Consider the following 12,126-nt stretch of genomic DNA (forward strand, 5'->3'; position numbering starts at 1 on the left):
CCCCTGGGAGTTTGCCTACCTTCTAGACTGAACCATTCAGTGCGCACGAACGCGCAGAAATAGCGTTACTCCTACCGGATGAGAGCCGTAAGCAGTTCTTAAGACTTCTGGTACGCCGTACCAGGTGAACTGTCCACCGATAGCGGTTGACAGGTGTGGGATGTTGCCAATCTCGCGATCGTAACCCACTGTGTATGCCTGCACGCGGGTAAAGAAGCGCTCATGGAACCCTGGGGGAAATGGATTCTCGCCTAAAAGCAGTTCGTTCGTGCGATCGACATTTTCGATACGGGTCCAGGCTGAGTTTTTGTTCATAAACCGCACAGTGGATTCCAGCAGATAGCCGTTGCCTACGTTGCCGTCTTCCAGGCTTTGGTTTCTGCCCCAGAGCAGCGTTGAAACCCAGTTCCCGTTATGAAATGGGCGGTTATACATTACGGACGCAGTCATGCGTCTTACGTCTTCGTCGGGAGCCAGTTCTTCCGGGCTGTGCAGTTGTCCGATGGAGTACTGGGCGCTCCAGTTCTGTTTTGGATTTACGGTGACTCGGGTAGACCACGAGTCGATACTGCCAGTGTCGATGTTCCAGCGAAACTCGTCGGGCTCTCGGCCGTGGAATCCGGAGGCCTCCAGCCTGATCGCGCGATGCGTGATGCCGACTGTGATTACGTCGTCGGCTATGTGGGTTGAGTCCTGAAGATGATGCCCCAGCGCTGCTACTGGATTTTCTGCTGCTGACGGGCGGTGAGGATAGGCAACCGGTCCGAGCGCTGGATCGCCAACCGGCGCTGCGTAGAACGACAGCAGGGTCTTCTCACCAATTCGATAGTCGTACATGGCGGCGAGTTCCATGAAGAAGTCATGCGGATGCTGTCCGTCGACGATCGCCTTGCCGAACGCCGTCTCTCCCTGCTGGAACAGCAATGGATACTGCCGCTGTGAAACCGTCGCAGGCTCAAAGCTGAGCATGGTGCGAAAGGTGATTGTTCCGTTCCCTAGTTCGCGCTCAGCCATCGGCATGATCCAGTTTGTCGAGAAGAACTTGTCACGTCCACGCGGGCCGGTTTGCTGCGTGTCGCTCAGGAAGGCCACGCCGTGGAACATCAACATCCAGTTGTGCCTCATGGTCATGATCATGTCGTTCGGAGTCGAGTTTGGCTCGGCGTCGGTGCCGGCCGTGGCGTGATGCTGGATGAGCTGAAGCAGCGAGTCAGACTGCATGTTCATCATGTTGTGATCGTCGTGCATGTGGTGCATGTCGTGATCTGACTCACCCTGCTGTGACGTTTCCATGCCGGAATCTTGAGCTTCAGAGCGCATCACTGCGCTCCCGATGAGCGCAAGAGCTAACACAATTCTTCGCACTTTCCCTCCGTGCAGACTTTGATCGTTTGAGAAGCGCATGCCTCGGGTTTTGCATCTTGTGGCACCGGCACCCTCGCTGTGTTGGCTTTGGGCAGAGCCACAGCCTTGGGCGGCTGTGCCACACAGCAAGGCGATTGCCGCCAGGCGCGCAACGGATCAGGAGGAATGTTGGCTAAATTCGGAGGGGACCTGAGGCCGGTGGACCGGAATCATTGAATTCCGGTAGTGGGTGTTGCTTCGAATCGATCTGGGAAATGTAGGGAATTGGGATGGCAACTGCTACGAGTGGAGCGGCTGAAGGCTCCACAGAAGCAGACGGCAGAGCGCGATTATGTCCCAGGGTACAGCAGTCGTGATTCGAGTGATGATGGCCAACAGGCAGTGGCATCGAACTGTCCTGGTGGCAAGGCGCCGGAATACCTCCTGTCACGGCCGATGCCGGCAACAACAGCGCAGCGTTCAGGAACGCCAAACTCAAAGACATGAGTCCAACTACTGCGATGGAGCGGAGGTTAGGCACCTGAGAGAATCATGCATCCAGCGGAGCCGGAATGCAAACGCGCGAGCGCGAATGCGCAGAAACTATTCGTTATTTCATTTCCTTGATGTATTTAGCGAGCTCTCGAATCTCTGCTGCTGTTAACGTTCCCCCGAAGGGAGGCATTTCTTTCTTGCCCTTAGCGATCACTCTTGCCAGTGCTGAAGCTGGGGTTTTGATCACTACGGGATCCTTAAAGCTCTTGGCCCCGAGACTCTTGCCGAGGTCCGAGGTACGTCCTGAAGGTCCGTGACATCCCTCGCAGTTGGCTTTGTACAGATCCTGCGGCTTTTCGGCTGCGAAGCAGGCGATCGCAGATAGTGCAACCATGACGACGGAGCCGACGCGGATTCCAAGCTCCAACGCTTTCTTCCATTGCAAGTGCCTCAGCATGACTCAATGTAAACACAGAAGGCCGACAGCGCGCGTGTGCGCGCCCAAGCCTAAGAGGGGCTAGGAATCTCTACCTGGCTGCACTAACTGCCTTAACCCACTGGACTGGTGCAAAAGGCGCAGCGTTTGGCGGCGATGGGAATTTCGCTCAGGCACTCCGGGCACTTCTTTGTCGTAGGATCTGGAGGCGCCATCCCTCGGTTTTTGCGCTCAGTGTAGGCATTAACCGGCGCTACCACGAAGAAGTACACAGCCGCCGCAATCATGACGAACGCAATCACCGCGTTCAGAAATGCTCCGTACATGATCTTGCTGTTGTTGATCGTGACGCTGAGTTCTGAAAAGTCGGGCTTGCCGCCGACCGCCGCGATTAATGGTGTGAAGACATTGGTCACGAGCGACGTGATAACCGCGCCAAAAGCTGCGCCAATCACAACCGCGACTGCTAAATCGACAACATTTCCGCGCAAGAGAAACTTTTTGAAACCCTGCAACATGCGTGCCTCCCGGATAGCGGCGGCAGCATAACAGAAAAAGCCACCCGAGTTGGGTGGCTTGTCCGGATATAGAAAACTCTAGACGTTCGTATGACCGCTGGCTGAAATGAGCAGCTCGCGAAGACGAGCAGCCTGCGTCTGTTCAGTAGTGGTGTCGTTCAGGTACTCGATTCCGTACGAGTATCCGCGGCGATTCCGCACCTCAGCCTTCACCCGCAGTGGCTGTCCAGAGTACGCGGGAGTGAATTCGATCTCGACGATATCGCCGATGCGCAGCTCGACTCCGGCGAAGACGGCCAGTCCTCCGTCACTCATGTCGCGTCCACGCGCCTCGACGATCTTGGCTGTGTGCAGAGAGTTCCAGAAGATCAAGCGAATCGGGATATCGATCTTGTGCCGCTCCCAGCGTCGCTTGCGCGCAAAGCCGATGGAGGGTTGAGGAGAGAAGGCAGTGGCCATGCCGTGATAATAACGACGGTCCGGATTTCATCGAAGATTACTAAAGGCACAGCTTGGTAACGCCTCGCACGAATTCGCGGCAGTACGTTGCATGCCGCTCAAAACAGAGAACTTCGTGCAGGGCATTTCCACAGCTAGAGTCACGGTAAATTGCTCGCACATTCCTCAGTTTCTTCCTACTCTCTTCGCCACGTTACTTTCCCAGAACTTCGTCTCAAGTTGAGTAGCCTCGGAGCTGCACCATTAACGGTTAACGCTGAAGCAGCGCCCTTTGCAGCAGTTCCCTTCTGCTTGTCGGCAGTCTGTACTGCGTGAGTACTTCGTGAAGGGCGCGCTTCGGCAACTTGGCTGCGATTCTTAAGGCCAGTGAATCGCTGGCCTCCGGCCGTCGAAGAATCCCAATTTGGATTTCCCGCCGCACGGACCACTTTGAGTGCGCAGCCAACATTGCCAGGAGAGGAGCCGGGATCTCGGATCTGGCCAGCGACTTGACGATGCTAGCTTCAGTTATCCGAGGATTCTGCAGTGCGGCTTCAATCACGGACGGCTCGCGGTGCAGCAAGAGAGCTCCGGCCACCTTAGGCGATGCCCGACGGGCCAACGTAATCCGTTCTCCGAGAGAGAGGGTTCCCAGTTTGGCAACTAAAACTTCTTCGGCGACTCGCTTCACATCCGCGAGAACGGATGGGCCCAACGCAACCTGCATCAGCTCAAATGTGAATAGGCGCCGCAGCAGCGGCAATGAGATGTGTCGCGGAGTGTACTGATGCTCAGCCACACTGACCAACACTTTGCGTTGCTTGATCACTGAATGATTACGAGCAATCGCCTCGAGAACTGAGGCTTGTAGGTCACGCCGGCGAAGAATGGTCAAAGCCAGGTCTTCGGTCAAAGCACTGTGCTTTGCCGCGGCGAGGAGATCCTCGACAAAGGGGCTCGCGATCAGCTCTTCGATCCTTGCCTCGGGATTGGTAACCGATAACGGTAGTACTTTTCCCGAAACTGGACGAGATTTTCCATGCTGAACCAATTAGCTTCGTACCTAGCAGCTGGCCAGAGCTTCAATCTTCACTTGAGCGGGTTGAGCTATCGAAGCTTGGGAAAACGAGCAAAATCACGGTCGACGGTATGCAGCACACCGCCAACTTCGATCGTGAGAGCGGCCAGCTGAGCGTCCATGATGAGGGGACCTTGCGCCTGTCCCTCGAGAATCATCTGCTGAAACAGTGACCAATGGCTATCCCCTGGAGACAATCTCTGAACGTTTGGTTGTGAAAACCATTGTTCGATCACTGTGATGGCCTCCTTCGCGGTGAATCGCTCACCCGGAAGTCTGGAGTTAGTCATGATGCGCAGAAAGGCCGAGACTGTTTGCCAAGGTATGCCCACAGGCGTGTCCGAGGTGAGGGCGTTCTCCGGCCACTGTCGGGCTCTTGTGATGTAAAGACGTGCTGTCATAGGCGTAAAGCAGGATATTCGCGTCGAGGACGATCACCGATGTGTCGCACCTTCGATAGATTCCAGGAGCTCCCCTACGTTGTCATAGCTCAAACCTGCCGGGAGCTCCGCCTTTCTTGCAGTCACGCGAAACGGCTTTTTAGCCCGTGGTTTGGAGCTGGTCAACCCAAGTCGGAGGAAGTGGTTAACAGCAGCCTTAAGAGAAAAACCCGACTGTCGCATCTCTTTCTTTAAGAGCCGCACGACATCGTCATCTACGGTCAATGTAGTTCGCACATCATGATGATCGCCCAAAGAGCATCAAGATGTCGACAAAACTCCTAGTTTCTTTGGCGCGCCATGGAAAGGGCTCCCATAACGGGATGCACAGGTTCCAGATTGACGGTAATGCCGGAACGCTCGGTGCGGACTAGCTCGGCAAACCTTTCCCTGATTTGCGGAGAATGAACAAATACACCGCCGGTGATCGCAACTGTGACCTTTGACGACTCACGCCAGAGTTTGCGCACAACCACGCACGCCAATTGGGCCAGCTCATTGGCTGCCGACGTCAGGATCTCACCAGCTAATTTGTCGCCGCTATTCGCAGACTGAAGGACTGCGGGAAGCAAGGATGAAAAATCCGGGGGCGGGTTCGAGTTTGCCATCGAAACCAGATCTTCGATCGTCTTGAGATCCCACGCCTTCATTACTGCATCGAGCAGACTCGTCTTCTGCTTTCCGTCGTAAGCATGCATCGCGTAAGACACGGCTCGACGGCCGATCCAGAAGCCGGAGCCTTCGTCGGAGATCATTGGCCCCCATCCGCCGGCCCGACCTGACTCGCTCCGATCGTTAATGCCCAAGACGTTGGATCCGGTTCCGGCAATTACCAGCACCCCGGGACTATCGCCAAACGCTGCCCGGTGAGCGATCAGGGCGTCGTTAACGACCTGGACTTCTCCGGCCACAAGCTGCTTCAGGACGCCGTAGGTCCAATCGGTGACTTCAGGAATGCTGGAGCCGGCAATGCCTATGCAAGTGCGCGTAATTTGACGCTGCGTAATCTTTGCCGACTTGCAGGCTTCCGCGATCGCGGCCTCGAGAGCCTTACCGGCAGCATCCTCCCCGACTTTCTTGATCTTGATCGTGCTGCCGACGCCCTCTCCCAGAACCCGTTTCTCGTCTCCGATTACGCATTCCGTCTTGGTTCCGCCGCCGTCGATTCCCAGGAAGAAACTCACGCACTTAGTTCTACCACGCGCACTTAGGAGATTTCCGATTCAGGGTAACCGCCGAAGGTGACCTAAAAGTTGTTACCGTATTGGTCGCAAAATCGGGCGAAATCTTTGTTGCTTTTCTCACAATGCTGGGTAATGATGCGCACTACACCCCCACCAAAATCATTAACTAGTAGGTAACAAGTCGAAATGAAGGATATTTACGAGCTGATTCGTCACAAAGAAGCCGATTTGGAACGCATCCAGCGTGAAATAGACGCCCTACGATTGAGTGCCAAACTGCTGGAGGAAAGCGGACGAACCCCTACTGTTGCAGCAGCCGCAGCCTCGGCCGCCACGACGATTTACAGCCCCACGACGCCGAAGCCGTCACAGCCCACAGCCACCCCCGCCGCTTGGGCTTCTGCGAAGCAATTTCCATAGATTCGCTGAGGAAGGTACATGGGTACACCTGCGATCCCAGCCAGGCGTGAGGAAGCTTCGGGAATTGATCAGCGGCAATCGGCTCGGAAGACCGTCTCCGAGCCGATCGCGGTTGAATTGCAGCCCGGGCGCGAGGTCCGGATACAAGATGTCGGCGAAGGCGGCTTAAGCATTTCTTGCACTTCGCCACTTGAGTTAGGCACCGACACTGCCATCCGATTTGAGCTTCCGGAAGCCGATTCCGTGATCGATGCGTCCGGAGTAGTCGCGTGGAGTGATGAATCCGGCCGGGCCGGAGTTCGCTTCACCCGGATCGAACCCGATTCCACTGCCGCTCTCCGTAGATGGCTTGATTCAGGCGCCACCGCCCACGCGTCACAATCGGACGCGGCAGTCCACGACAATGATCTCGCCGCCAAAATTGCGTGCTTGCGCGAAGTTGCCGACTTGCAGGCGATTATCTCATCGGAAGAGCTGGAAACTGAGGCGGCGCTTGACCTGGTCGTACGGCGCATGGCCGAGCTCACACGTGCAACCGGAGCAGCAATTGCCTTACGCGACGGCGAAGATGTGTTTTGCAGGGCCAGTTTCGGCGACGCTCCCGACGTTGGCGTAAAGCTTTCCTCCAGTTCTTTGTCCGGGGAATGCCTTCGCTCAGGCGCACTCGTCATGCTTGAGGATTCTGAAAATGATCCGCGAGTGAACCCGGAAGTCTACCGGCAATTGAACTTCAGATCCTTGTTGATAATGCCGGTCACTGTAGGAACCGAAACCGTCGGCTTAGCCGAAGTGTTGTCGCCGAACCCGCATAACTTTGAGGGTGGCGACGTATTAGTAGTGAGCTTCCTCACCGACTTGATTGCCAGTATCGCCGCACCTCGGAGTGATAAGTCCACACCGGATTACGTCCGTTTTTCTGCACTGCCGGTATTGGAGCCGCTGCCAAGCGTTGATTCGGAATCATCAGCCCAGGCAATCGCATCTGCGCCGGCTCGACCTGAACCGCCAAAAGCCTCAGCTCCAGTGCCATCGGTTCGTATTTGGGCTACGGAACAACTAGTCCCAGCCAATCCGAAACGTCACGATGCAGAGAAGACTGTCGCTATCCAAATATCCGCGCGCGGCTTGCGGATTTCTGTTGTTGGCGTACTCTTGGGACTCGCGTTGCTGCTGCTTGGGTACTACTACTTTCGTCAGAGCCGGACATCCCCCAAGCCGGGCAATGGCACGCCATCCACTTCCTCGAACGTCAATCCGGTGGCTACGCCTTCGCCGTCAGTACTGTCTTCGAGCAGCGTAACTCCTTCGACTTCAGACACAACAGCCAAGCCTTCCCGAATTGCTCGTCCGGTTCCAACTTCCGCGACTCACGCCAATGGGCGCGCTCCAGTTGAGCTAGCCGTGATTCAAGGCCGGACCGTGAGCGTGACGCCAGCGCCTGAGTCCGTCGCGCCCGAGCTTTTGGCCATCAGCGCTCTCGATCCTACGAGAGGTTCGAATTCTCTAGCTGCATCGATCGCAGCGCCCAAGCCTACAACTCCAGAACTATCGCCCGCACAATCGTCGGGCGTGATCACGGGAAAGTTGATCAAGAGGGTATTACCACAGTATCCCGATATGGCACGCCGTGCCGGCGTCTCCGGAGACGTGGTAATGGCTGGAATCATCGGGACCGACGGAGCATTGCACAACCTGAAGGTCGTGAGTGGAAGTCCCCTGCTCCGCGAGGCCGCACTCCAAGCCGCGAAACAATGGCGATATTCGCCTTACTCGCTCGGCGGTAAGCCCGTCGAGGCTGAGACCCACATCACCGTGAGTTTCCACCAGTAGCCTTTCGTCGCATACAGCTCACTTAAGATTGCGGATCAGTCGCAGCAGTTCTCGCGCCTCACTCTTGGCCGGCTTTTCATCGGAAGCGAAATCCGCCGAGGATAGATCATCTGTGGCAACATGACAGTGGCTGCAACGCTGTCCCGAGCTCTTAGAGAATCCCTTCATGATCGGCAGAAGCTGAGCCTTAGTAATGTCGAGGGGCAAAACCTTCAAATTCGTGTACTTGTCCGGGATCACGGGAGGTTTCGGTTGTTCCTGACTGGAGCCTACACTGGCAAATCCCACAAAACTCACTAGGGCCAATACGACACCTAGCCATCGAATAGCCCAGCTATTCCTCATGGTCGTCTCCTCCACCACATAAGGGACTACACGTGACGCGCACAATTAGCAGCTTCGCGAATGCAATTGCAAGACGTTGGGGTGAATCGGGAGAGGATTGGGATGTGTGACGAGCAGGCCGGGAGCAGGCCACGCACGCGAATTCTTTTCGAGCGCGGGCGAAGAGTCTTCCTACCGAAACATTCGTTCAGCGCTGCTCCGAGCGATGTTGCTCTGCTCGTGGTCCACAGGACCCCCGTCGTTGCTGGCTTGCATCAAAAGGCGATCCTGCTTCACCGCATGCAAGTAGCTGACGAGTTGCGTATATTCGCGACGATCGGCCGGAGTCACGGCTGCGGTGTTGGCGACTGCAACCGCCCGCTCGGCCTCGGCGATGTACGGGTCGAAGACCGTGTCGGGCTCAGACTGAACCTGCTGTGCCTTCTCAATCTTCTCAAACGCAGTCTTTCCCATTAAGCGGAAGTTAGACGAAACGGTGGCGGCGCGCCCTGCCGGAGCCAGATGGATGGCCCCGTAATAGAACACCGGCGCGAGCATCATAACTAGAGAACACACTCGTACTTTCATGCTGAAATGATGTGCTTATCCAGCATGCGAGGGGTAATTACGCAGGTCACAAATATGGATTCAACTCAGAGAAAAGTAATCATTGGAAGTCACTACCTATTACTAACTGATAACTACTGGAGAAGACCGATCCGGCGCTCGATGGCTTGGAAGCGCTTATCGGAGTGTAAGTTCTGGAACTCGGGATATACGCTTAAGTACACCAAGTATTCATCGCGTGCCTGGTATGCCTTTTCGAGCCATGCGATCGCCGCCTCGTTGTCACCGAGTCCGTTATGGACAAGCGCGGTGTGCAACGGGGACACATACTGGTGTCCTTCCGCTATCTTCTGCAGCTGCTCCAGCACCTTCAGGGCGTCGAGCTTCCGTCGGCTGACCGCGTACGCGTATCCCAGCCAGGCTAGTTTGTCTTGTTGACCGCCTGAGTAGTCCCTGGCTTTTTCCAGCGCCGCAATTGCATCTGCGTTTCTTCCCTGCATGAGCAGAACGGGTCCCATACGTTCATAAACGTAGGGATGTTGCGGATCAATCTCAGCCGCCTTCTCGTACTGCTCGTTTGCCTGATCGAACCGTTTCATCAGCGCGAGCAATGATCCTTGATTCGCACGGCTGAACGACTCCATCGGACTGAGCTCCACCGCCTGCTTTGACTGAGCAAGAGCATCTTCGAATCGCCCCATACTCTTTAGGAATAATGCATAGATGTCGCGTAACGAGGCATCGTTAGGATTCAGTTGAATTGCACTCCTAAACTCCTTCTCCGCTTCGGTGAAGTTCCAGTCGTATCGCCACTCCACCCATCCCAGTTCGCGATGGGCAGTGGAGGAGTCTGGATCCAGTTCCAGGGCCTTAACCAGGAGAGAACGCGCAGCAGCGTAGGACAACTTGGGATCAGCAGCGCCCTGGCTCGCTAAGGCACGATTGGCGACGGCCATGGCGACATACGGAGGGGCATAGCCAGGATTAAGCCGAATCGCAGTCCTGAGATGCTCCATGTTGGCTTGCATTGTTTGCTTTCCCGGCATTTCCGATCGAAGCTTTGCTTTCAAATACGCGTCATAGCCTTCGCTATTCACCGGGCTCGCGACTGATAAGCGAGCCTCTTCTTGCGGACTCAACTGCACGCGAATCTCAGAAGCTATTTCCCGGGCAACTCGATTTTGCAAGGCAAGTACGTCTTTCAGGTTTCCGTCATAGCTATTCGACCAAAGGTGATCGCGCTTGCCGCGCTCGATCAGCTCGGCGGTGATCCGCACCTGGTCTCCGGAGCGTCTAACCGTTCCTTCCAGCAGGTAGTTTGCACCCAGCTCGCTGCTGATTTGATCCTCACTCTTGGAGGTCCCCTTGTACCTCGCCATCGATGCCCAGGCAATTACACCTAGACGGTCAGATGGCAGTCGTCCAAATTGGGAAATCATCTCAGCTGTTAGGCCATCGGCGAAGAAGTCCTGTCCTGGATCGTTGCTGAGATTCTGAAATGGCAGAACCGCCAACATAGCGCGGCCAACTGAAGTTGAGGGCGGAGCATTCTGCCTTCCAATGAAATAGGAAGTTGCCAGCAGTAGAACCAGCAGTCCCGCCACGGCAGCCAGCCAAATCTTCTGACGCGATCTCGGCAACAAGAGCTTGGGCGCCGCAGTCGCGGGCGTTACCTCAGCCGGTTCCGGTTTCTTAACTTCCTCTACTGGCGCAACCAGCCTGTATCCACCTTTGGGAATGGTCTGGATAAAGCGAGGATTCTTCTTGTCGTCATCAAAGACCTTACGGAGTTCAGAGATCGAGCGAGTAAGGACATCGTCCGTAACGAAGGTGTCCGCCCACACCGTCCGCATCAGCTTTTCCTTGGAGACCACATCCGGTGACTTCGCGAGGCACACCAATACCTGCATCACCTTCGGCTCGAGGTGAACCATCCTGCCGTTGTTGCGCAGGCTGTTGAGTTTCGGGGAGACAACCCACTCCTGGATCTGGAAGTTATCGTCCATCACACCTTCTAGACGCCAAGACTCCGCTGATTATGACGGCAGCATCGGGATTTAGTTTCCGAAGAAATTCCGAGGAAAACCCGAATCCAAGCATTCCTTCGCACATTCGTCAAAACTTGAGCTTGTCGTCAGGACTTCCTCCGCTTCCGACCCATAGCTTGCGACTCGCACCACTGGTGCGCAGTCTGCATGACACGGTCATTCTTGCTTTGCGTCTGCCTATCTATACCTGCATGCACTCAAACCGTTTCATTTGAATTGCACCAGGGCTTTCTGATTGTTTCCAAGTGTTCCGTTGGCAATCTACGGAATCTAACTGCTGTCATTGACACTGGAGTAACAGAGACGACTCTGGACCTCCGGGTAGCAAAGCGGCTATCACTGACGATGCGTCCGGATGCGGCCACCGTGGGCACCCGGAGCGCAAATGTCCAGGCAGTTTCGATCCCACGAATCGAATTTGGCCCGCTCCGCTCAGAAAGCCTTTCCGGAATAGCTGCCGACCTCTCTCCTTTGACGTATCGGATGGGAATTCGTCCCGACGTACTCATCGGCATGGACTTGCTTGGAACAAGCAAGTTCATCATCGATTACAAGGCGAAGACCATCACTTTTGGAGAGACTCCATTGCTCAAGCACTCCGCCAGGCTCCTTCCAGAGACACGCCTCGCGTTGCTCGATGCAACGGCGGACGCCAAAAGCCTGCGACTTCAGATTGACACTGGATTCAACGCAATCCTGATTTACGGTGGCAAGCTGCGAGCCTCGCCCTTGCAGGAGTTAGACTCTCACAGCGCCGCCTTTGGTCTTCGACTCAATGCTCAGCCGGCTTTTGTAGGAGAGTTACAAATCGGTGATTGGAAGGGCAAGCGTGTGACCGCATATGTAACCGACGAGGTACCTGCGGGTGCTCCTGGATTTGATGGACTGTTTGGACCAACCGCGCTGGGCATCCGGCGTCTCGCGTTTGATCTCGAGAGCCACATCATTACCTGGGAGTGACACTAAAGGGCGCAGCTCTCGACTGCAAACAACCAGATCGACGA

General features: G+C 55.6%; 13 protein-coding genes. 3 read left to right on the forward strand and 10 right to left on the reverse strand.

Features of this window, described 5'->3' with window-relative positions:
* Nucleotides 1-36: 36 nt before the first annotated feature.
* The 7 genes from VNX88_19320 to VNX88_19350 form a co-directional block, all read right to left on the reverse strand.
* On the reverse strand, nucleotides 37-1,365 hold the full coding sequence (locus VNX88_19320) for a hypothetical protein (GenBank protein HWY70827.1): 1,329 nt from the start codon (nucleotides 1,363-1,365) through the stop codon (nucleotides 37-39).
* Nucleotides 1,366-1,954: 589 nt separating this feature from the next.
* Nucleotides 1,955-2,284, reverse strand: coding sequence for a cytochrome c (locus VNX88_19325; GenBank protein ID HWY70828.1), 330 nt, complete (start codon nucleotides 2,282-2,284; stop codon nucleotides 1,955-1,957).
* A gap of 104 nt (nucleotides 2,285-2,388) precedes the next feature.
* Entirely contained in the window at nucleotides 2,389-2,793 is a 405-nt protein-coding gene (mscL, locus tag VNX88_19330) for a large conductance mechanosensitive channel protein MscL (GenBank protein HWY70829.1), read from the reverse strand.
* A gap of 78 nt (nucleotides 2,794-2,871) precedes the next feature.
* Nucleotides 2,872-3,252 carry a PilZ domain-containing protein gene (locus VNX88_19335; GenBank protein HWY70830.1) on the reverse strand — a complete coding sequence of 127 codons (381 nt, stop codon included), beginning with the start codon at nucleotides 3,250-3,252 and terminating at the stop codon, nucleotides 2,872-2,874.
* 250 nt (nucleotides 3,253-3,502) lie between these two features.
* On the reverse strand, nucleotides 3,503-4,282 hold the full coding sequence (locus tag VNX88_19340; GenBank protein ID HWY70831.1) for a hypothetical protein: 780 nt from the start codon (nucleotides 4,280-4,282) through the stop codon (nucleotides 3,503-3,505).
* A gap of 56 nt (nucleotides 4,283-4,338) precedes the next feature.
* A complete protein-coding gene (locus VNX88_19345) occupies nucleotides 4,339-4,710 on the reverse strand; it encodes a TA system VapC family ribonuclease toxin (protein ID HWY70832.1) in 372 nt (123 codons plus the stop codon).
* A 320-nt stretch (nucleotides 4,711-5,030) separates the two neighbouring features.
* Nucleotides 5,031-5,933, reverse strand: a complete 903-nt coding sequence (locus VNX88_19350; GenBank protein ID HWY70833.1) for a BadF/BadG/BcrA/BcrD ATPase family protein — start codon at nucleotides 5,931-5,933, stop codon at nucleotides 5,031-5,033.
* Nucleotides 5,934-6,119: 186 nt separating this feature from the next.
* Here VNX88_19350 and VNX88_19355 point away from each other — a divergent pair, with 186 nt between their 5' ends.
* Complete coding sequence (locus VNX88_19355) at nucleotides 6,120-6,353, forward strand: hypothetical protein (protein ID HWY70834.1); 234 nt, start codon at nucleotides 6,120-6,122, stop codon at nucleotides 6,351-6,353.
* 18 nt (nucleotides 6,354-6,371) lie between these two features.
* Nucleotides 6,372-8,183 (forward strand): TonB family protein, encoded by a 1,812-nt coding sequence (locus VNX88_19360; GenBank protein HWY70835.1) that lies wholly within the window; start codon nucleotides 6,372-6,374, stop codon nucleotides 8,181-8,183.
* A gap of 18 nt (nucleotides 8,184-8,201) precedes the next feature.
* Here VNX88_19360 and VNX88_19365 read toward each other — a convergent pair whose 3' ends face one another.
* The 3 genes from VNX88_19365 to VNX88_19375 form a co-directional block, all read right to left on the reverse strand.
* Nucleotides 8,202-8,528, reverse strand: coding sequence for a hypothetical protein (locus VNX88_19365; protein ID HWY70836.1), 327 nt, complete (start codon nucleotides 8,526-8,528; stop codon nucleotides 8,202-8,204).
* Between the two features lie 171 nt (nucleotides 8,529-8,699).
* Nucleotides 8,700-9,095, reverse strand: coding sequence for a hypothetical protein (locus VNX88_19370; protein HWY70837.1), 396 nt, complete (start codon nucleotides 9,093-9,095; stop codon nucleotides 8,700-8,702).
* A gap of 113 nt (nucleotides 9,096-9,208) precedes the next feature.
* Entirely contained in the window at nucleotides 9,209-11,080 is a 1,872-nt protein-coding gene (locus tag VNX88_19375) for a winged helix-turn-helix domain-containing protein (GenBank protein HWY70838.1), read from the reverse strand.
* A 189-nt stretch (nucleotides 11,081-11,269) separates the two neighbouring features.
* Here VNX88_19375 and VNX88_19380 point away from each other — a divergent pair, with 189 nt between their 5' ends.
* The gene (locus VNX88_19380; protein HWY70839.1) at nucleotides 11,270-12,082 is read left to right on the forward strand and encodes a retropepsin-like aspartic protease; all 813 of its coding nucleotides are present in this window, start codon (nucleotides 11,270-11,272) and stop codon (nucleotides 12,080-12,082) included.
* Nucleotides 12,083-12,126: the final 44 nt, after the last annotated feature.

The sequence above is a fragment of the Terriglobales bacterium genome (assembly GCA_035567895.1).
GTDB lineage: Bacteria > Acidobacteriota > Terriglobia > Terriglobales > Acidobacteriaceae > Gp1-AA112.